The 21,077-nt window shown below is 65.8% G+C and carries 16 protein-coding genes; 9 read left to right on the top strand and 7 right to left on the bottom strand.

Going from position 1 to position 21,077, the window contains the following annotated elements; translation table 11 throughout:
- Positions 1-97: 97 nt before the first annotated feature.
- Positions 98-1,033 (bottom strand): dihydrodipicolinate synthase family protein, encoded by a 936-nt coding sequence (locus tag CE453_RS24120; RefSeq protein ID WP_089176889.1) that lies wholly within the window; start codon positions 1,031-1,033, stop codon positions 98-100.
- Positions 1,030-2,331 (bottom strand): MFS transporter, encoded by a 1,302-nt coding sequence (locus CE453_RS24115; protein WP_198302195.1) that lies wholly within the window; start codon positions 2,329-2,331, stop codon positions 1,030-1,032. Before CE453_RS24115 ends, CE453_RS24120 begins: the two co-directional genes overlap by 4 nt.
- Positions 2,332-2,543: 212 nt before the next feature.
- Here CE453_RS24115 and CE453_RS24110 point away from each other — a divergent pair, with 212 nt between their 5' ends.
- From CE453_RS24110 to CE453_RS24095, 4 genes are all read left to right on the top strand, one after another.
- Complete coding sequence (locus CE453_RS24110; protein ID WP_248307861.1) at positions 2,544-3,227, top strand: FadR/GntR family transcriptional regulator; 684 nt, start codon at positions 2,544-2,546, stop codon at positions 3,225-3,227.
- Between the two features lie 193 nt (positions 3,228-3,420).
- Positions 3,421-4,419 (top strand): ABC transporter substrate-binding protein, encoded by a 999-nt coding sequence (locus tag CE453_RS24105; protein ID WP_089176886.1) that lies wholly within the window; start codon positions 3,421-3,423, stop codon positions 4,417-4,419.
- Positions 4,420-4,522: 103 nt separating this feature from the next.
- On the top strand, positions 4,523-5,347 hold the full coding sequence (locus CE453_RS24100) for an ABC transporter ATP-binding protein (RefSeq protein WP_089176885.1): 825 nt from the start codon (positions 4,523-4,525) through the stop codon (positions 5,345-5,347).
- Between the two features lie 11 nt (positions 5,348-5,358).
- Positions 5,359-6,234: an ABC transporter permease gene (locus CE453_RS24095; protein WP_089176884.1), complete on the top strand. Its 876-nt coding sequence runs from the start codon at positions 5,359-5,361 to the stop codon at positions 6,232-6,234.
- Between the two features lie 3 nt (positions 6,235-6,237).
- On the opposite strand, the gene CE453_RS24090 is transcribed toward CE453_RS24095, so the two are convergent.
- From CE453_RS24090 to CE453_RS24080, 3 genes are all read right to left on the bottom strand, one after another.
- Complete coding sequence (locus CE453_RS24090; RefSeq protein ID WP_089176883.1) at positions 6,238-7,632, bottom strand: sensor histidine kinase; 1,395 nt, start codon at positions 7,630-7,632, stop codon at positions 6,238-6,240.
- Positions 7,629-8,297, bottom strand: coding sequence for a response regulator (locus CE453_RS24085; protein WP_089176882.1), 669 nt, complete (start codon positions 8,295-8,297; stop codon positions 7,629-7,631). Before CE453_RS24085 ends, CE453_RS24090 begins: the two co-directional genes overlap by 4 nt.
- 190 nt (positions 8,298-8,487) lie before the next feature.
- Positions 8,488-10,986: a caspase family protein gene (locus tag CE453_RS24080; RefSeq protein ID WP_089176881.1), complete on the bottom strand. Its 2,499-nt coding sequence runs from the start codon at positions 10,984-10,986 to the stop codon at positions 8,488-8,490.
- Positions 10,987-11,181: 195 nt separating this feature from the next.
- On the opposite strand from CE453_RS24080, the gene CE453_RS24075 reads away from it, so the two are divergent.
- The 5 genes from CE453_RS24075 (at position 11,182) to CE453_RS24055 (ending at position 18,788) form a co-directional block, all read left to right on the top strand.
- A complete protein-coding gene (locus CE453_RS24075; RefSeq protein WP_089176880.1) occupies positions 11,182-11,589 on the top strand; it encodes an Hsp20/alpha crystallin family protein in 408 nt (135 codons plus the stop codon).
- A gap of 1 nt (position 11,590) precedes the next feature.
- Positions 11,591-13,999: an endopeptidase La gene (gene lon, locus CE453_RS24070; protein ID WP_089176879.1), complete on the top strand. Its 2,409-nt coding sequence runs from the start codon at positions 11,591-11,593 to the stop codon at positions 13,997-13,999.
- A gap of 219 nt (positions 14,000-14,218) precedes the next feature.
- A complete protein-coding gene (locus CE453_RS24065) occupies positions 14,219-15,826 on the top strand; it encodes an ABC transporter substrate-binding protein (protein WP_248307860.1) in 1,608 nt (535 codons plus the stop codon).
- Positions 15,827-15,830: 4 nt separating this feature from the next.
- Positions 15,831-16,574, top strand: a complete 744-nt coding sequence (locus CE453_RS24060) for a creatininase family protein (RefSeq protein ID WP_089176877.1) — start codon at positions 15,831-15,833, stop codon at positions 16,572-16,574.
- 426 nt (positions 16,575-17,000) lie between these two features.
- Positions 17,001-18,788: a peptide ABC transporter substrate-binding protein gene (locus tag CE453_RS24055; RefSeq protein WP_089176876.1), complete on the top strand. Its 1,788-nt coding sequence runs from the start codon at positions 17,001-17,003 to the stop codon at positions 18,786-18,788.
- Positions 18,789-18,866: 78 nt separating this feature from the next.
- On the opposite strand, the gene nagA is transcribed toward CE453_RS24055, so the two are convergent.
- Both nagA and CE453_RS24045 read right to left on the bottom strand, forming a co-directional pair.
- Entirely contained in the window at positions 18,867-20,000 is a 1,134-nt protein-coding gene (nagA, locus tag CE453_RS24050) for an N-acetylglucosamine-6-phosphate deacetylase (RefSeq protein ID WP_089176875.1), read from the bottom strand.
- Entirely contained in the window at positions 20,000-21,043 is a 1,044-nt protein-coding gene (locus CE453_RS24045; RefSeq protein ID WP_089176874.1) for an SIS domain-containing protein, read from the bottom strand. The genes nagA and CE453_RS24045 overlap by 1 nt, the downstream gene beginning before the upstream one ends.
- Positions 21,044-21,077: the final 34 nt, after the last annotated feature.

Raw genomic sequence — 21,077 nt, 5'->3', positions numbered from 1 at the left:
GATCTGGCCCGGCGATGCGCCGGCGGCAGATCTCGATTAGGTGCTTGTGTTCCGCCGAGGTCTTGCCAGATGCCTGCGCCCGGGGGGTGCTTTCGATCTAGGCTAACCGCTTTTCCGCGGCGTTTATATCCGGAAACGGCCCCAGCCGCTCGGCATGGGCTGCGACCAGCGAGAGACCGAATTCCGTCGGCCGCAGCGCCGGGGCCCGATCGAAGGCGGGCAGGCCCGTACGGGTCGTGAAGAGCCGCTTGCCATAGCAGATCAGGTGCTCGAGGCCCTGCATCACGAAGGTGATGGACGGTAGGGCCGCGGCATACATCTGCTCGGCTTCAGCCTCTTCTCCAGCCCGAAAGCGCTCATAGATGCGCACAGCGTGGTCGATGCAGTCGGGTGCCAGGATGAAGCCGGCACAACCGGCTCGCAGGCCCTCGATCAGCTCCAGGCCGGCGCGGCCGTTGAACACCGGCACCCGTCCTTCGGTGAGCTGAATGACGCGTTCGATCTCGACAGCCGATCCCTCACCCTTGAGCAGACTGATGTTCGGGTACTGACGGGTCAGCAGACGGATGTCGTCGGCCGTGAGGCCGCGCCCGAGAAAGGCCGGAGCGTTCTGGATCGCCACGGGGATCGTGCTCTTCTCGGCCACGCGGCCGAAGAAGCGGATGTACTCGCCAGCCGCGAAGCTTCCGACGGCCGGCGGCTGGAGGATGACCCAGTTGGCGCCGACGCTTTCTGCATGACGGAGCTGGGCAATCTGCTCGGCCACCGAATTCCCGTAGATCGTGAAGGCCAGCGGGACGCGCCCGCCGGTATCCTCCGCCACCCAGTCCATGACCGCGCGTCGCTCGGCCTCCGACAGCTTGGCGACTTCCGTCGCCAGACCGAGGGCCGCCATGCCGTGCACACCTGCGGCGAGGCACAGCTGCGTCTGCCGCCGCATGGCCGCGCGATCCAGCTCCTCGTTCTCGTCGAACAGGGCATAGACGATGGCGTGGATGCCGTGCAGGGTCGTGGCGTTGCCAGTCGGGCTCATGGCGTGCGGTGTCCGGCCTGGGCGAGCGAATTGCCCTGCGTTGCCCCCGCCGCCCGGCGGCGCGGCGCCAGCGCCATGCCCAGCAGCCCGCCGACCACCAGTGCCGCGGCCACCACCAGGAGCGCGATGTTGAAGTTGCCGGTCGCGTCCTTGATCCAGCCGATGACCGGCGGGAGACCGAGACCGGCCAGATTTGCCACCGCGTTGATCAGCGCGATCGAAACGGCTGCGGCGATGCCGGAGACGTATTCCGTCGTGACGGCCCAGAAGACCGGGATCGCGGCCCAGTTGAGGCCGACCGACAGTGCCAGCAGCAGATAGGCGATCGTCGGCTGGCCCGCGAACTGGACGGCCACCGCCAGGACCAGGCCGGCCAGGACCAGCGGCAGGCCGAGATGAAGCGCCCGCTCGCCGCTCGCATCGGAGTGGCGCCCGTTGAAGAACATCAGGATGCAGGCGATCAGGAACGGCACCGCCGAGAGCAGTCCGACCGTCATGTTGCTCTGGCCCGAGACCGACTTCACGATCAGCGGCAGGAACAGGGTGATGCCGATCGTGCCGAAGGCCTGCAGCAGCCAGAACAGCGCCAGCAGCCAGACCTTGCCGCTGGTGAAGGCCTGGCGCCAGCCGGCCGTGTGCGACACCGGCGTGGCGGATTGTTCAGCCGCGAGGGTCTTCTCCAGCCAATCCCGCTCGGCGGGAGCCAGCCAGGTTGCATCGGCGGGGCGCTCGGTCAGGAACTTCAGCGTCACGAAGGCCAGCAATACGGCTGGAATGCCTTCGATCAGGAAAAGCCAGCGCCAGCCGCTCATGCCGTGCCAGCCGTCGAGGCCAAGGAGCAGCCCCGACAGAGGCAGGCCGATCACCGAGGCGAGCGCTGCGCCGATATAGAAGAACGACATCGCATTGGCCCGTTCCCGCGAGGGGAACCAGCGTGCCAGATAATAGATGACGCCGGGCGTGAAGCCGGCTTCCGCCGCGCCGAGCAGAAGGCGCATGCCGTAGAGCTGGTTGGCACTGGTGACGAAGGCCATGCCGGCCGCGATGATGCCCCAGGTCAGCATGATGCGGGCGATCCACCGGCGCGCGCCGACCTTGGCCAGCACCATGTTGCTGGGGATCTCGAAGATAATATAGGTCGCGAAGAAGATGCCGGCCGCCCGTCCGTACATCTCGGCGGTGAGGCCGAGTTCGGCATTCATCTGAAGCGCTGCGACCGAGATGTTCGAGCGGTCGATATAGGCGATCAGGTAGAGCAGCATCAGGAACGGCAGCAGGCGCCAGCCGACCCGTCGCATCGTTTCGCTCCGGTTCACAGTTCCTTCAACGGTCGCCATCGCCCAAATCCTCCCGCACTTTTGGCGGCCGTGGTCGTTTCACTACGGCCTCTTAACATCTGATGTAAAACATCTGATGTTTGATCGCAAGCGTGCCGAGCCTTGATCCGCCTCGCTTGTGACGGATGTCGGCGGCGGCTAAGAAGCCTGCCGAATCCGATCGTTCGAGGCTCATGACCAACCGCAAACCCGCCCGGACCAGCAGCGTGGTCGAGCAGCTCGGCATCGAGATCGTCGGCGGCAACCCGCCTCCCGGCGGCACGCTGTCGGCCGAACCCATGCTGGAGGCGCGCTTCCAGGTCAGCCGGAGCGTCGTGCGGGAAGCCGTCCGGATGCTGGCGGCGAAGGGACTGGTCAGCGTGCGCCAGCGCCACGGCACGCATGTGCGCCCGCGACATGAATGGAGCTGGCTCGACCGCGACCTGATCGGCTGGATCGCGGCCAGCGGTATCAGCCAGGCCGATCTTCTCGCCTTCGCGGAAGCGCGTCGCATCATCGAGCCGGAGGCGGCCGCACTCGCCGCCGCGCGAGCCACCGATACACAGAGGGAAGCAATCAGCGCGGCCTATGCGGCCATGGCACGCGACCGCCATGACCCGGACCGGGCGATATCAGCCGACAAGGCCTTTCACCTGGCCGTTCTCGACGCGACGCATAACCCCGTCCTGCAAAGCCTTCACGGGGCGATCGATGCCCTGTTGAGCGCGATCTTCGACTTCACGGTGACCGTGTTCGAAGGGAATCTCGACAATCATGGCGCGGTGGCCGCCGCGATTCAGCGGCGCGACGCCAACGCGGCTCGCGAAGCGATGCGCAGCTTGCTGAGCTATACCAGCGACTATCTGGAGCATCGCTGACGCGCCTGGCCAACGCTGGCCGCTCGTCCAGCGTGGGTAACAGCCGTCTCGTCCGGGAAGCAGGGCAGGTTCGGCGACCTTTCCTATCGAAAGGTTGGTGAAAGCTTGGCGCGCTAGGGGCATGGTCATCGCCGTCAAGCCGCCCTCGAGAGCGGTGTCCTGGCGAGAGGACGCAAAACCAAGGAGCTCGCCCATGCGCATCCGCACCGCCATCTATTCGCTCGCCTTCGCCTCAGTGCTCGCCGGCTCGACCGCAGCGGTCGCAGCGGACAAGATCACCATCATCGTCGGCGGCTACGAGAAGCAGATCTACCTCCCCGCCAAGCTCGCCGAGCGGCTGGGCTACTTCAAGGACGAGGGGCTCGATGTCGAGCTGCTCAACGAGGCCGCCGGCGTTGATGCCGAGAACGAGATGCTCGCCGGCGCTGTGCAGGGCGTGGTCGGCTTCTACGACCACTGCGTCGACCTGCAGGCCAAGGGCAAGTTCGTCGAGTCGATCGTCCAGTTCAGCCAGGCGCCGGGCGAGGTCGAGCTCGTCTCAAGCAAATATCCTGACGTGAAGTCGATGGCCGATCTCAAGGGCAAGAATCTCGGCGTGACCGGGCTCGGCTCCTCCACCAATTTCCTGACCCAGTACCTGATGATGAAGTCGGGCGTGCAGCTCAGCGATTTCACCTCGGTGCCCGTCGGCGCCGGCGCGACCTTCATCGCCGCCATGCAGCAGGACAAGATCCAGGCCGGCATGACCACGGAGCCGACGATCTCGCGTCTGCTGAAGACCGGCGAGGCGCGCGTCCTCGTCGACATGCGCACGATGGAAAGCACCAAGGCCGCACTCGGCGGCACCTATCCGGCCGCCTCGCTCTACATGACCACTGCCTGGGTCGAGAAGAACAAGCCGACGGTGCAGAAGCTCGCCAACGCCTTCGTCAAGACGCTGAAATACATCAACACCCACAGCGCTGCGGACATCGCCGAGCAGATGCCGAAGGACTACTATGTCGGCGACAAGGAAGGCTATGTGAAGGCGCTCGCCGATGGCAAGGCGATGTTCACGGCCGACGGCGTGATGCCGCAGGGCGGCCCAGAGACTGTTCTCGCCGTGCTCTCCGGCTTCTCGAAGAACATCAAGGGCAAGCAGATCGACCTGTCGAAGACCTACACGACCGAGTTCGTAAAGGCTGCGAAGTAAGTCGCACGCTTTCTGAGGGCGGTCGGGACCAGCCGGCCGCTCCTCCTCCTGCCTTTCATCAAGCATCCATGCGCGCCGCCGCCATCGCGGCGAAGGAGGCCCCATGCCTGCAACCGATGCGGCCGGCAGCCCGGTCGTCGAGCTGATCAACGTCTCGCGCCGCTTCATCACGCCGGACGGCAAGTCGATGACCGCTATCCGCGACTTCAACATGAGCGTGGCACGCGGCGAGTTCGTCGCCGTCGTCGGCCCGACCGGCTGCGGCAAGTCGACAACGCTGAACCTCGTCACCGGTCTCGCCCGGCCGTCGAGCGGCGAGGTTCGGCTCTTCGGTCAGCCGGTTACCGATATCGACCCGCGCATCGGCTTCGCCTTCCAGACCGATGCGCTGTTTCCCTGGCGCAGCGTCATCGACAATGTCGTCGCCGGTCCGCTCTTCCGCGGCAAGCCGCGCGACGAGGCCTATGCCAAGGCGCGCGAATGGCTCGCCCGCGTCCATCTCAGCGGTCACGAGACCAAATATCCGCACCAGCTTTCGGGCGGCATGAGGAAGCGCGTCTCGCTGGCGCAGACCTTCATCAACGAGCCGCAGGTGCTGCTGATGGACGAGCCCTTCTCGGCGCTCGACGTACAGACCCGCGTGGTGATGCACGACGTGCTGCTCAATCTCTGGTCGGAAGCCAAGGCCTCGGTGATCTTCGTTACCCACGATCTCGAGGAGGCGATCGCGCTCGCCGACAAGGTCTATGTGCTCACGGCCGGCCCCGCCACGGTGAAGGCGGTCTATCCGGTCGAGCTGCCGCGCCCGCGCGTCGTCAGCGAGATCCGCTATCAGCAGGACTTCATCGCGCTCTCCCGCCGCATCTGGGACGATCTGCGCGCCGAGGTCGAGCGCGGCAGCGCCCGCGACGAAGCCCGCGCAGCCTGAGGAGAGCCGCCATGACCGACGCAGTCCTCGCGACCCCTACCGCCTTCCCGCCTGGAACGTCCGACGCCGAAATCGAGGCCGCTGCGGCCAAGGCTGCCCGGAACCGCCACTACAAGGTGCTGTTCTGGCGTTGGGCCATCCTGCTCGTCATCCTCGGCAGCTGGGAGCTCGGCGCCCGCTACGGCTATATCGATGAGTTCTTCTTCTCCAGCCCGAGCGCGATCTGGAGCCGCCTCGTCGAATGGACGCTCGAGGGAACCTCCGAGGGCCCGCTCTGGCTCCATCTCTACGTCACGATGGAAGAGGCCATGCTCGGCTTTGCGATCGGCTCCGTCACCGGCGTCGTCGTTGGCATCGCGCTTGGCCGCAACCAGATGCTCGCGGATATCTTCTCGGTCTACATCAAGGTGTTCAACTCGATCCCGCGTGTCGTGCTGGCGCCGATCTTCATCATGATCTTCGGGCTGGGGATCGGCTCGAAGGTGGCGCTCGCCTTCATCATGGTGTTCTTCGTCGTCTTCGCCAACGCCTTCCAGGGCGTGCGCGAGGCCGACCGCAACCTGATGGCCAATGCGCAGATCCTCGGCGCACGCGGCTGGCAGCTCACCCGCTCGGTGGTGATTCCCTCTGCGATGAGCTGGATCTTCGCCTCGCTGCATGTGAGCTTCGGCTTCGCCATCATCGGCGCCATCGTCGGCGAGTTCGTCGGCTCGCGCCACGGCATCGGCCTGCTCATCAATATCGCCAAGGGCACCTTCGACGCAGCCGGCATGTACGCGGCGATCGTGGTGATCATGATCGTGGCGCTCGCCGCCGAATACCTGATGACCTGGGTCGAGGGCCGGCTCGCGACCTGGCGCCCGGCGCCATTGCAGGACCAGCACTGATCCTTACGCCGGCGGCACCTCTCCGGTCGCCGCCGGCAGCCTGACTTCGACACGCAGCCCCGGCGGGGGCTGCGTCTGCTTGAGAACGATCGTGCCGTCATGGGCGGCGACGATCTCCCTGACGATCGCGAGCCCGAGCCCGGTTCCCTCGACAGTCGCAGGTGCGAGGCGATGGAAGCGCTCGAACACCCGCTCGCGATCTGCTTCGGGAATGCCGGGGCCGTTATCCTCGACGACCAGCAGGATGCCCATGACGTCCTGCACCAGTTGCACCGTGACAGCGCCGCCTCTCGGAATATGACGCAGCGCGTTCTCGACCAGGTTGAGAACGAGTTCGCGCAGCAGCGTGACATGCCCTTGGATCGGCAGGGCGGCGGGAGCAGCCTCGAAGGATAGGTCGATCGCACGGTCGAAGGCGATGCCGGCAAGACTCTCAAGTGCAGCGCGCGTGACGTCGTTGAAGTCCAGGGCATCCTTGCGCAGGGCCGCGCCACCGGGCTCAGCCCGCGCGAGGGTCAGAAGCTGGTTCACCAGCCGGGCCATGCCGTCGGCGCCGCCATCGATTGCTGCAAGCGCTTCATGGCGCGCCTGCGGATCGTCGTCCCGGCGCGCGACCGCGATCTGCGTCTTCAGGACGGCCAGCGGTGTCCGGAGCTGGTGCGAGGCGTCGGCGACGAAACGCCGTTGCAGGGCGATATAGGCCTGCACGCGTTCGAGCGCATGGTTGAGCGCGTCGATGACCGGCCTCAGCTCGCTCTGCACACCGTTGCGGTCGAGCGCCTTCAGGGATTCCGGATCGCGATTGCGCAACGCGTCGCGCAGCCGCAGCAAGGGGGCGAGGCCGCGGCGCAGTCCGAACAGCGTCAGAAGCGCGGCGATGCCGACGAGCAGGAGCTGGTCCCGCAGCGAGGTCAGCCAGATCTCGCCGACGAGCCGGTCGCGGCCGTGGAGCGTCGTCGCGACGATCACCAGCGCATTGCCGCCGTCCACCTTCGAGATCACCGGCTGGGCGAGGGCGACGGCGCGCATGGCTTCGGTCCGGAACGTGCCCTCGTAATAGGCTGGCTCCAATCCGCGTGGCGGGGCGGGCGGTGCAACGACATCGGGAAAGCCGGCGATCAGTTCCGCCGACGGCGAAAGCACCCGGTAGATCACCTTGTCGCGGTCCGGCGAGGCGAACATCTCCAGCGCCGAGGGCGGGATCAGGGCCTCGACCCTCCCATCGGCTTCCTTGACCTGCTCTGCGATGACGCGGGCCGAGGCGAGCAGCGTGCGGTCGGTGATCAGATCCGCCGTCCGCATCGCGTCCCGGTGCAGGCTCCAGCCATTGAAGGCGACCACCGCCACCAGCGGCAGCAGCAGCCAGGCCAGAAGCTCGGCGCGCAGGCTCCGGCTCACTCGGCCAGCCTCAGCGCGTAGCCGAGGCCGCGCAGCGTGCCGATCGAGACGCTGCTGCCGCCGAGCTTCTTGCGGACACGATGGACGTAGATCTCCAGCGCATTGTCGGTCGCGTCGTCGTCGAGACCGAACACTGTTCCGGTCAACGCGGCCTTCGAGACGACGCGCCCCCCGGCGAGCAGAAGCGCTTCGAGCACGCTGTATTCCCGCGCCGTCAGATCGAGCGGCACGTCGTCGAGCGTGAATTGGCGCGCATCCGTCGCCATCACCAGCGGGCCGAACGCGACCTGCGCCGTGCGGCTGTCCTGCCGGCGTCTAAGTTGGGCCCGGATTCTGGCCTCCAGCTCTTCGGGTTCGAACGGCTTGACCAGGTAATCGTCGGCGCCGGCGTCGAGCCCGGCGACGCGGCTCGATACCGCATCATTGGCGGTCAGGATGATGACCGGCGTCAGGCCCCGGCGCTGCCGAAAGCGGCGCAACAGTTCGAGGCCCGTCATGTTGGGCAGGCCGATGTCGAGGATGACGAGATCGTAGGCCTGTGTCGCCAGCGCAGCATCAGCATCGGCGCCGTCATGGACGCAATCCACGACGTAACGGCTCTTCCGCAACAGCCGCGCCAGCCAGTCCGCGAGTTCGCGATTATCCTCGACCAGCAATATCCGCATGCGGCTGAGCACCGAATTTCAGGTTGCCGAAAGGACGGGACCGGGCGCCTTTCTCAGTGCCACCTTCCAAGCGATCCGTCGTTCAGGCAACCGATATTCGCAGCCTGCCTTTGCTTATGTTGCGAGAATCCCCGCCGACTGACTCCGGCGGGGAAAGCTTCGTGCTAGATCATCATGTTGGCCCAATGATCTAGCGGCAGAACGGCTGCCCGGGCTGGCATCGCTGGTGCTGCGGCTGCGGGCCACGCGCCGGCTGCGGTGCATGGGGGCGAGCCATCATCTGACTGCGCTGCTGGGCCTGCATTGCGGCGCGTTGCTGAGCCGCCTGTGCCGCCCGCTGCTGCTGGATCTGCGCTTGCATGGCCGCCCTCTGCTGAGCCTGCATCGCGGCGCGCTGTTGTGCCGCTTGTGCCGCCCGTTGCTGCTGGATCTGCGCCTGCATGGCTGCCCTCTGCTGAGCTTGCTGGGCCTGCATCGCGCGCTGTTGGGCGGCTCGTTGCTGCGCGGCTTGCGCCTGCATGGCCGCTCGCTGCTGGGCTGCCTGAGCCGCGCGTTGCTGCTGGGCCTGAAGCGCGCCAGCCTGCTGCGCACGTTGCTGGGCGGCCCGCTGCGCCGCAGCTTGCCGCGCATTCTCCACTGCAGGATTCCGAGGAGCCTGAACGGGCTGAGGTGCGGCCATCCGCGGACCCGCCGCGGGCGTACGCGGTCCTAGCTCTGGCCTGATCGCAGTGGGCCCCCGGGCAGGCGCGACGCCTGGGCCGGTCGCGACGGGGGGCGGGACCGGGCGGTTTAGCTGGGGCGCATGGGGTGGCGTGGCCAAGCGTTGCGCCGGAGCGGCATTGTTGGGCGCGGCGGGCAGGGCGCCCGGCATTGGCAAGGGCTTGGCACCAGCCGGGGCCGCGGCCGCAGGCGGATGTCCCGTCATCGGCTGGCTGACTTGCGGTGGCTGCCCGGGGCGCAGCTGGGCGGGGCCGGCTGGTACCCTCGGCGGCATGCCGGGTTGAGCTGCCGGCGCTGACGGGGAGAACCCTTGCGGGGGCCGGGTCTGCTGCTGCCGGGCCCGCAGTGCGGCTGCGGCGGGCAATGCGGCCGCTGTCGCGGCAATCGCCGCAGCGGCGGCTGGGTGCTGCTGTATCAACTGCTGAGTGCCCGTCACGATACCCGGCCGAACGTGCTGCGGAGCCGGTGTCGCCGGAGTCTGCGGGTTCCCCATCAGCGCCGGTGGCAAGGGCGGCTCCGCCCGGCCCTGCGGGTTCGTCACCACCACCGTCTGCGAGGCCGGGTTCACCGCCACGGTGTTGTGGATGTTGACGTTGATGACGTTGACCGGCGGCGGCACGACATAGGCCGGTCGCTCCACCCAGACCGGAACCGGGTGATAGATCGGGATCGGCAGTACGAAGGCGGCGATGGGCGGGGGCGGTGGTGCCAGGTCGACATAGTAGACCGGCCGCGGCGGCAGGAACACGACCGGGACTGGCGGCGGTGGCGGCAGGTCGAAGACCGGATCGGCGAAATAGACGACCGGACGCTCGACATAGACGACCTCGTCGGGCGGTGGCGGCGGCACGTCGTAGGAGAGGGCGGTAAAGGCGGCCGGCGGCTCGAAGGCCACGGCGAAATGCGTCAGCCTACGGTGCGCATCACCAGCGTGCGGACCGCGCGGATAGCGCCGCAGATAAGACCAATAGGCTTCCGGGGTGTCGGCAAGGGCGCTTTCACGCCAGACGATGGCCTCGCGCCGCGCGGCCACGATCGCGCGCACGCGCTTCGCCAGCGGGTCGCTTGGGTAGGCGGCCAGGAAGTCCTCGTAGCCGCGCATGCTGTCGCGGGTCAGCGCTGCGAGATAGGCGTCTCGTGCGTCGAAATCCCGGATCGGCTTGTCGCGCAGGTCGAGGAAGCGGCTCTGTACCGCCGGAGCGGCGCTGGTGCGCTCGAAGAACAGGAACGGCGCCTGGATCTTCGAGGACTGCCAGGGGATATCCGCCCCACTGGTCAGTTCGCTGGTGCGCAGACGCACACGCTCGAACAGATCGTCGAGCGACAGGCCGCCCTCCTTGATCATCTCCGACAATGCCGTGGCATAGGCGCTGTAATCCTTGCCTTCGGGCGCGATGGTGCCAGGTGCGGCATTGAAGGCGATCAGCGAGCCGGGATCGGGCTGCACCAGCGCCAGGCCGCCGGCGAGCGGCTGGTCCGTACGAGCGAAGGGATTGGCCCGCGCTGCATCGAGCACGACGATCCGCGCCTTCAACGGCAGGGTCGCCAGCGGCTTGACGAGATCAGTCAGACGGATGGCCGCTAGCGGCACGTCAGCATCGCGCGCGATCCGGGCATCGACTGGGACGAGGTAATTTTCGCCCTCGAATTGCAGCCCGTAGCCCGCATAATAGACGAAGGCGACCGTCTCGGGGCCGGACGCCGCGGCCTTGTCGAGGAATTCGCGAAAGGTGGAGCGCAGGGTTGCGGTATCGAGGTCGCGCGCGCCGACGACGTCGAACCCGGCGGCCTGCAATGTTTGCGCGATCAGGCCTGCGTCGTTCGCCGGTGTCGCCAGGGCACCGTCTGGATAGGCGCCGTTGCCGATGACGAGCGCGATCCGCTTCTCGGAGGATTGCGCTTGCGCGGGAGGACTACTCAACAGGGCGACCGCGACGAGCAGGCCGCAGATGATGCGCCAGAGTGCCATGGGAGCCTCCCGCAAAAGATCGCCTGGGTGCAGGCTCTGCCCTCCACGCTGAACGGTGTTTGAATGAAACATGGCGATGCCGTGGCGACGTCCCAGCGTTCCTGGAGCTCAAAGACCTGCGCCGCGGCGGCTCTTGGCGATCTCGGGTTGCGAGACTAGGTTTGTAGGACGAGCTGCGATGAGGTCGATGAGGCCATGAAGACAGCGGATCCACAAAGCTGGATGTGGTCGGAAGCTCTCGAGATGCTGGCGCGCGCCGAAAGGATGCACCGGGATCTGTTCAAGCTGCGCACATCCAGAACGAGCGCACCCTGTTGGGAGCCCCCGGTCGACATTCTGGAGACACGGGAGAGCGTCCTGGTCTTCGCGGCGCTGCCGGGGGTCATCCCGGACGAAATCGAGACGCGCATCGAGGAGGGCATCCTGATCATCGCCGGTCGCCGCGATCTGCCACCCGAGCTTCGCAACGCCGTCATTCATCGCCTGGAGCTGCCTCAGGGCGGGTTCGAACGCAGCATAGCGATTCCTGCAGGGCGGTATTCCGCGATCCGGCGGGCGTCGTCGAACGGTTACCTGATCATCACGCTCGACAAGGCTGAGTGACATGAGCGTTCGGGCCGATTCCGCGATTCATCCTCCTGCCGCTGCCACTCCCGCGCCCGACAATCTGCCGCCTCGCTCCGACGGCGTGGAGATTCCGGACGACGGGCTGATCATCGTGCCGGTCCGCGGAATGGTGCTCTTTCCCGGCGTCGTGTTTCCAGTGCCCTTGCGGTGCAAGGAGGCTGTCGCGGCAGCCCAGGAGGCGGTGCGCCAGAGCAAGCAGGTCGGCGTCCTCATGCAACGCGAGGAGGTCGACGAGCCGATGGCGCGCGACCTTTACCGTGTCGGGACCCTCGGCAACATCCTACGGTATGTGACGGCCCCGGACGGGGCTCACCATCTCATCCTGCAGGGGGAGCGGCGCTTCCGGGTGAGCGACTTCATCCGCGAGCGTCCCTTCCTGATCGCCAGGACGCAGCCGGTCGAGGAAACGCAAACCCTGACGTCCGACATCGAGGCGCATTTTCTCAGCCTCCGAAACCAGGCGCTCGAAGCTCTGGGCCTTCTGCCGAACGCACCGCATGACCTGATCGCAGCCGTCCAGGACGCGCCTTCGCCTTCCGCTCTCACCGATCTCATCGCCGCCTATATCGACCTCACTCCCGACGAAAAACAGGCTCTGCTCGAAACCGTCGATCTCAAGGCCCGGATGGAGCGCCTGGCCCCTCTGCTGGCCCACCGGACCGAGGTGTTGCGCCTGTCGCGTGAGATCGGCGAGCAGACGAAAGCGTCGCTCGACGAGCGCCAGCGTGAGGTTCTGTTGCGCGAGCAACTGGCGGCTATTCAACGTCAACTCGGCGAGGGTGAGGCAGGGAAGGCGCAGGAGATCGCCGATCTTCGCGCCGCCGTCGCTCGCGCCCGCATGCCGTCCGAAGTCGAGGATGCGGCTCTGAAGGAGATCCGGCGCCTGGAGCGGACGCCGGAGGCTGCGGCCGAGTACGGCATGACCCGCACCTATCTCGACTGGCTGCTCGAGCTTCCCTGGGCGCTGCCGGAGGAGCGGCCGGTCGACATCGCCGAGGCGCGCAAGATCCTCGATACGGACCATTTCGGCCTCGAGCGGATCAAGCAGCGCATCATCGAGTTCCTGGCCGTCAAGAAGCTGGCTCCGCGCGGCAAGGCGCCGATCCTCTGCTTCGTGGGGCCACCGGGTGTCGGCAAGACCTCGCTGGGCCAGTCGATCGCCAAGGCCATGGGGCGCAAGTTCGTGCGCATCAGCCTCGGCGGCGTCCATGACGAGGCCGAGATACGGGGCCATCGCCGGACTTATATCGGAGCGTTGCCGGGCAACATCATCCAGGCCATCCGCAAGGCGGGAAGCCGCGACTGCGTGATGATGCTGGACGAGATCGACAAGATGGGCAGCAGCTTCCAGGGCGATCCCGCCGCCGCGATGCTCGAAGTGCTCGATCCCGAGCAGAACGCGACCTTCCGGGACCACTATCTCGGCGTGCCCTTCGACCTGTCGAGCGTGGTCTTCATCGCAACGGCCAACATGCTCGACTCGATCCCAGGCCCGCTGCGCGATCGCATGGAGATCATCAGCCTCGCTGGCTATACCGAGAACGAAAAGCTCGAGATCGCCCGTCGATACCTGGTGCGGCGCCAGCTCGAAGCGAACGGGCTCACGCCGGACCAGGTCGAGTTGGATGACGAGGTCCTGCGCGCCATCATTCATGGCTACACTCGCGAGGCCGGGGTGCGCGGCCTCGAACGGGAGATCGGCCGGGTTCTCCGGAACGTCGCCGTGCGGATCGCCGACGGCAGCGACCGCCATGTGACGATCGGCCTCGACGATCTGACCACGATACTCGGCGCGCCGCGTTTCGAGAGCGAAATCGCGATGCGCACGAGCGTGCCCGGTGTCGCCACGGGGCTCGCATGGACGCCGGTCGGCGGCGACATCCTTTTCATCGAGGCGACCCGCTCGAGCGGGCGGGGCGGTCTCTTGCTGACGGGCCAGCTCGGCGACGTCATGCGCGAGAGCGCGCAGGCGGCCTTGAGCCTTTTGAAGAACCGGGCATCCGCCCTCGACATCGACCCCGAGGCGTTCAGCCGGACCGATATCCACGTGCACATTCCCGCGGGCGCCATCCCGAAGGATGGGCCGAGCGCCGGCGTCGCCATGTTCATGGCGCTGGCCTCGCTCTTCATGGGGCGCACCGTTCGCAGCGATACGGCGATGACCGGCGAGATCAGCTTGCGCGGGCTTGTCCTCCCGGTCGGCGGCATCAAGGAGAAGGTCGTGGCCGCTGCCGCGGCCGGAATCGCACGCGTGATGCTGCCGGCGCGAAACAGACGGGACTTCGACGAGATTCCCAAGGAGATCCGCGACAAGCTCGAGTTTATCTGGCTGGAGCAGGCGGAAGACGCCCTCGCCGCGGGGCTGGATCCCATCTCCGAGACCTGAGGCCGTAGAGGGTCGGCCCGACAAGGCTGTTGCGATGGAGAGCCTCGGGGCTGTGCGGTGCTGGCGGTGTTCTCTCCGACCGCCAGCGATCGACGGTCCCCGCACGGCGCTGCCATCCGCAGGCCCTTGCATGGCTGCTAGCTTCCCACCGACGGTTGACCCTCGACTTTCGCGCTTCCTAAGCTTCGGTTCTCACATCGGCTGAAGCTGGATACCGTGATGCAAATTCGTCACCTCGTAGCGGCCATGATGCTGGCGCTAGGCCTCTCGGCCGAGGCACAAGCGGCAGGGACATTGGTGGTCTGCACCGAGGCGAGCCCAGATGCGCTCAATGCTCAGTTGAGCACCGCCAATACCAGCTTCGACGTGACCGAACAGACGTCCGACCGGCTGGTCGAAATGGAAACCGGCAGTTCGAAGATCGTGCCGGGCCTGGCGGAAAGCTGGACCGTTTCCGAGGATGGTCTGCGCTACACCTTCAAGCTTCGACACGGCGTGAAATGGCAGTCGAATGCCGGCTTCAAGCCCTCGCGCGACTTCAATGCGGACGATGTCGTCTTCAGCTTTCGGCGCATGACGGACGAGCAGAATCCGTTCTACAAGGTTGCGAACGGCTCCTTTCCGATGTTCACGGGACTGCTTGGCGAGCCGTTCAAATCCATCAGCAAGACGGCGGACGACACGGTCGTCTTCGAACTCAAGCACCCGTTTGCGCCGTTTCTCAGCACGTTGACCGTGCAATCGATGTCGATTCTTTCCGCCGAATACGCCGCTCAGCTGGAAAAGGCCGGCACGGTCAGCGATATCGACAGCAAGCCGATCGGGACCGGCCCGTTCGCGCTCGTGCAGTATCAGAAGGATGCGCTGGTCCGCTTTCGTGCCTTTCCCGAGTTCTGGGGCAACAAGACAGGCTCCGACCGGGCCGCAAAAGTCGACAACCTGATCTTCACGATCGCACCCGATGCCTCTGTCCGTCTGGCGAAGCTGCAGGCCAACGAATGCCAGATCGCGCGTTATCCCAATCCGGCCGATCTGCCGACGGCGCGCAGCAACCCTGACCTCGTCGTCCAGGATTCGACGATCTCCGCGATCAACTACATCCGCTTCCAGATCAGCAAACCGCCACTCAACAACAAGCGGGTCCGAGAGGCGCTGGCGGAGGCGATCGACCTCGATAACCTGGTGAAGGTCGTCTACCAGGACACGGGCAAGCCGACCGCGGCCATGATCCCGCCGACGCTATGGGGGCACAATGCGAGCGTCGCGCCGCGCAAATACGATCCCCAGGCGGCCAGGAAGCTCCTCGCCGAAGCCGGCTTCCCCAACGGGTTCAGCCTCGATCTCTGGGCGATCCCCGTGGTTCGTTCCTACATGCCGAACGGGCGCCGCGCCGCCGAGATGATCCAGGCCAACTGGGCGGATATCGGCGTCAAGGCCAACATCGTGTCCTACGAGTGGGGCGAATACATCAAGCGCGCGCGGCGCGGCGAAGGCGATGCCGTGATGCTGGGCGGGACCTGGGACTATCCTGATCCGAGCCAGCAGATGCTGGGTTTCACCTGCGAGGCGATCAAGCCCGGCGGCAGCAACTACAGCAATTGGTGCAACAAGGCCTATTCGGACGCGGTGAACAAGGCCAACCTCGTTACCGATCAGGGCAAGCGCGCTGAGCTCTATATCGCTGCGCAGCAGGCCTTTCACGATGATGTGCCGGCCGTTCTGTTCGCCGATGTGAAGGCCTCCGTCATCGCGCGGAAGACCGTGAGCGGCTTCAAACTGCATTCCCTCGGTGGGCAGCCCTTTGGCGGCGTGAGCGTGGAGAAATAATGTCATGCAACTTGCTCTCGCGACCTGGCATGAAGTCGAGGACTACCTCCAGTCTTCCCGTGGCGTCATCGTCCCCGTCGGCTCCACCGAACAGCACGGCCCCAACGGCCTGATCGGGACCGATCACCTCGACGCCGAGTTCATCGCCAAAGGGCTCGGCGACAAGATCGGCGCGATGGTTGCCCCGACGCTGGCCTATGGGATGTCGCAGCATCACCTGGGCTTCGCAGGCTCGGTCACGCTGCGACCTTCCACTATGATCGCGATGGTCGGGGACATCGTCCGATCCCTCGCGCGGAACGGTTTCGAGCGCTTCTTCTTCATCAACGGCCATGGGGGCAACGTGGCCACCATGACGGCGGCGTTCGACGAGATCTATGCCTCGCTTTCGCTCCAGCCGAACGGCCAGCCGTCGCCGATCCGTTGCCGCATGGTGATGTGGTCGAGCGGGAAGCGCGCGACCGACCTCGCCGGGGAGCTTTATCCCGGCGTCAACGGCTCGCATGCCACGGCTGCCGAGGTCTCGCTCGCGCAGTTCTACCATCCCGACGCAATCAAGCAGGCCCAGATGTCGCCCAAGGTCGCACCGGCCAGCACGTCATTCTACGATTGCTTCGACTATCGGTCGCGCTACGCCGATGGACGCATCGGCTCCGATCCGTCGCTCTCGACACCGGAGCATGGCGAGAGGCTTTTTGCAGCCGCCGTCGAGGACATGGCCGAGGCATACCGCGCCTTCATGGCCTGAGTGGTTCGGTACGTTGCCGCCTGACTATTCGACGGCGCATCGGCCCTGATCTTTCAGGCGCCGAGGCCATGCCGCTCGTCTTGCATGCCTCGACAAGCCTCGCTCCGCCCTGAAGCGAGAGCGCAGTCGATCCGAAAGCATGAAGTGTTTCGCCATGCTCGCGACGGTGCGCGTGGAGATCAAGTTCGTCGCAAGAAAGCGCCCGCCCGGTCATAGACCAGATCGCAAACAGTCGATGCGCAGCCAGCGTTGGCCGCCGTAGAATGCGGTTGCGGCATGATCGCCCTGCAGGAAGCACAGCAGCACATAGCCGAAGTTACTGGACGCTTGCGTCGGCTCATGCCTTGCTAGGCGGTAACCAGAAAAATTGGCGCGTATAGCGCTGGGGACACTCTTCGGCTTTTGTTCCTGACGGGAGGCAATCCGATGAATGAGCAGCAAATCCGTGGCTTGGTCGCGGATGTGAAGGGCGGTACGCTGTCGCGACGTTCCTTCATCCGGAAATTGGCGGCGCTGGGTATCACGGCGCCGATCGCAAGCCAGATCCTGGCCTGGAACGACGTGGCGATGGCGAACGCCACGCTCGAATACAAGCCGACCAAGGCTGGCGGCGGCGGCGCGCTGAAGATCCTGATCTGGCAGGCGCCGACCCTGCTCAACCCGCATTTTGCCTCGGGGGTCAAGGATCAGGACGCTTCGCGGGTGTTCTACGAGCCGCTCGCCGGCTGGGACAAGGAAGGCAACCTGATCCCGCAGCTTGCTGCTGAAATCCCGACCAAGGCCAATGGTGGCCTCTCGGCGGATGGCAAGAGCGTGACCTGGAAGCTGAAGCAGGGCGTGAAGTGGCACGATGGCAAGCCGTTCACCGCCGATGACGTCGTCTTCAACTGGGAGTATGCCGCTGACCCCGCGACCGCGGCCTACACCTCAGGCTCCTATACTAACATCAACGTGGAGAAGATTGACGATCATACGATCAAGGTGATCTTCAAGGAGGCAACGCCGTTCTGGGCCGACCCCTTCGTCGGTGTCGTCGGCATGATCATCCCGAAGCATATCTTCGCGGACTACAAGGGGGCGAAGTCGCGCGAGGCTCCGGCCAATCTGAAGCCCGTCGGCACCGGCCCCTACAAATTCGTCGAGTTCAAGCCGGGCGATATCCTGCTTGGCGAGCGCAACCCCGCATACCATGTCAAGAACCAACCCTATTTCGACACGCTCGAGGTCAAGGGCGGTGGCGATGCAGTCTCGGCGGCGCGTGCCGTGCTGCAGACCGGTGAATATGACTATGCCTGGGGCCTGCAGGTCGAGGACGATGTCCTCAAGCGCATGGAGACCGGCGGCCGCGGCAGGGTGGTGGCGGCTCCCAGCGGGAACCTCGAGTTCATCATCCTGAACACGACGGATCCGTGGACCGAGGTCGACGGCGAGCGCTCCAGCGCCAAGACCAAGCATCCGACGCTGAGCGATCCCAAGGTGCGCGCAGCGCTGAACCTGCTGATCGACCGCGACTCGATCGAGAAGTTCATCTATGGCCGCGGCGGCACAGCGACGGCGAGCTTCGTCAACGAACCCAAGCGCTTCAAGTCGACCAAGCTGAAATACGAGTTCAACATCGACAAGGCCAACAAGATCCTCGACGAGGCCGGTTGGAAGAAGGGCTCCGACGGCGTCCGCGAAAAGGACGGCAAGAAGCTCAAATACGTCTTCCAGACCTCGATCAATGCCCCGCGCCAGAAGATACAGGCTATCATCAAGCAGGCCTGCCAGAAGGCAGGTATCGAGCTTGAGCTGAAGTCGGTGACGGCTTCGGTGTTCTTCTCGTCGGATGTCGCCAATCCGGATACCTATACCAAGCTGTACAGCGATATGGAGATGTATACCCAGACGCAGCCGCAGCCCGATCCGGAGCGCTTCCTCAATCAATGTGTCTCCTGGGAGATCGCCAGCAAGGAGAACAAGTGGCTCGGCCGCAATATCTCACGCTACTCGGATCCGGAAGCCGACAAGGCCTACAGAGCCGCCCAGAAGGAGCTCGACCCGGCCAAGCGCGCCGCGCTGCTGATCAAGGTCAACGAGATCTTCTGCGAGGCTCATGTGCTGTTGCCCCTCATCTCACGCAAGACCGTGGGCGCTGCCGCGGCCAACCTGAAGGTTGATCTCTCGGGCTGGGAGGTCACCACCTGGAACCTCGCGGCCTGGTACCGGACCTGACGATCGGAGCGGCTGCCCATCAGCCGCTCCGTCGAGCATGGTCGAAAGATGTGGCTCAGCCGAGCTGGCGGCCTTCGGCTACCCTGCGGCTCCGGCAATCCAGGTGTCCTGCACCTGCAGGCCGTCGTCGAGCAGGACGAGGTCGGCGCGGTAGCCGGGCGCGATGCGACCCAAATCATGATCAAGCCGCAGGAATTGTGCTGGGACCAGCGAGGCCATTCGCAGTACATCGGGTAGGGCAAGGTCCAGACGCTCGACGCTGTTGCGCACGGCGCTCGCCATGTCGAGATCCGAGCCGGCGAGCGTGCCGTCTGCGGTCGAGAGCTTGCCGCCCCGGCGGCTGATCGTGCGGCCGTGCAGCTCGATGCGGGTCAAATCCGTGCCCGTTACCGACATCGCATCGGTCACCAGCATCATGCGATCGGGGCCCTTCGCCGTAATGGCGATCCGCAGTGCCGCATCGCTCACGTGATGCCCGTCGACGATGAGGCCGCACCAGGTGTCTCGGCTGTCGAGCGCGGCGCCCACGGGCCCAGGATTGCGCCCGGCCATGGGCGGCATCGCGTTGAAGAGATGCGTGAAGCCGCGCAGGCCGTGGCGCGTGGCCTCCATCACCGTCTCGTAGTCGGCCGCGGTATGGCCAGCGCAGACCAGGACGCCGGCCGCCGTCAGCCGCGCGATGGCCTCCATCGGGTTGCGCTCCGGCGCCAGGGTCACCAGGGTCCGCCCCTTCTGAAGGGCGGTCATGATGGCGATGTCCTCCTCCTCCATGGGACGCATGAAGGCGGGATCGTGCACGCCCTTGCGCTCCGGGCTGATGAAGGGGCCCTCGAGATGGATGCCGAGCACGCCGGGAACCTCGGCATCGAGCGCCGCGCGCATGGCCGCGACGGCCTCCGCCATCGCTTCGCGTGTGTCGGTGATGAAGGTGGGCAGCAGGCCGGTGGTGCCAAAGGCGCGGTGCGCTGCGGCGATGGTCCTGATGCCCTCGACGGAACGCATGTCGTTGTAGAGCACGCCGCCGCCGCCATTGACCTGAACGTCGATGAAGCCGGGGGCGAGGAGACCTCGCACGCTCCGGCGCTCGACGCCCGGACCGAGATCTCTTTCCAGCGGCAGCCCGCGAATCCGACCATCTTCGATGACGACGGCGTAGCCGTCGAGCATGTGCGATCCGTCGAAGATCCGGGCGCCTGTCAGGGCCGTTTTCATCACAGGGTCTCCGTCACCTTGCGCAGGCGCGGCGGGTTGTCCGGATTGCGTCCGCGCGCCAGGGCGATGGCGTTCACGAGAGGGTAGAAGCTTTGAATGAGAGCGATCGGCGCGAGATAGGGGTGGACATCCTCGACCGACGGCAGCGCCAGGCTTGCCTCGTCCGCCGCGGCGCCGGCGACGATGACGGGAACGCCCTGTTCCCGCAGCTTCGTTACGAGATCTGCGACCCCGCTCAATGTCTCGTCTCGCTGACTGAGCACCAGGATCGGGAAACGATCGCCGGCCAATGTCCATGGACCGTGCATGAGTTCGGCGGCGCTCATTGCCTCCGCATGGATGCCGCACGTCTCTTTCAGCTTGAGCGCCGCTTCCTGCGCGACGGCGAAGCCGACGCCGCGGCCGACGACGAAGAGGCTGTCGGCTTGCGCCAGGACGGGAAGGGCCGCCGACCAGTCGGTCGCGGAAGCGCGTGCCAGCACCTCGGGCAAGGCGTCGAGCGCATTGAGGAGGCCCTGATCCTGCGACCAATGGGCAACGAGCTGGAAGCCGGAGGCGAGCGCCGCGATGAAGGATTTCGTGGCGGCGACGCTCTTCTCGTGTGCCGCATGCAGCGGCAGCACGAACTCGCAGATGGATGCGAGCGGCGAGCAGGTGTCGTTCACGAGCGCGACGGTGAGTGCGCCGTCATCGCGTCCGGCCTGGGCGAGGTTGAGGATGTCCGGGCTGCGTCCCGATTGCGAGACAGCGAGGAAAAGCGCATCGCGCATGCGCGGCCGCGCTTCGTAGACGGAGGTTACGGACGGTCCCACGGACGCTGTGACGAGGCCGGAGTGAATCTCGAGCAGGTATTTGACGAAGGTCGCTGCATTGTCCGAGCTGCCCCTCGCACAGGTGACGGCAAATGATGGGGGAGACGCGCGCAGGCGCTGTCCGAGCTCACGGCACAAGGGCGCGTTGCTGGCGATGAGGCGCGCGACGACCTCTGGCGCTTCCTGTGCCTCGCGCAGCATGTTCGTCTGGATGGTCGATCGTTCTGGCATATCGTTCTTCCGCATCTGTGCGTCACGGACAGCG

This window comes from Bosea sp. AS-1 (assembly GCF_002220095.1).
Classification (GTDB): Bacteria; Pseudomonadota; Alphaproteobacteria; order Rhizobiales; family Beijerinckiaceae; genus Allobosea.
Note: the sequence above shows the minus strand (reverse complement) of the source record. Positions and strands in the feature narration are given on the sequence as shown.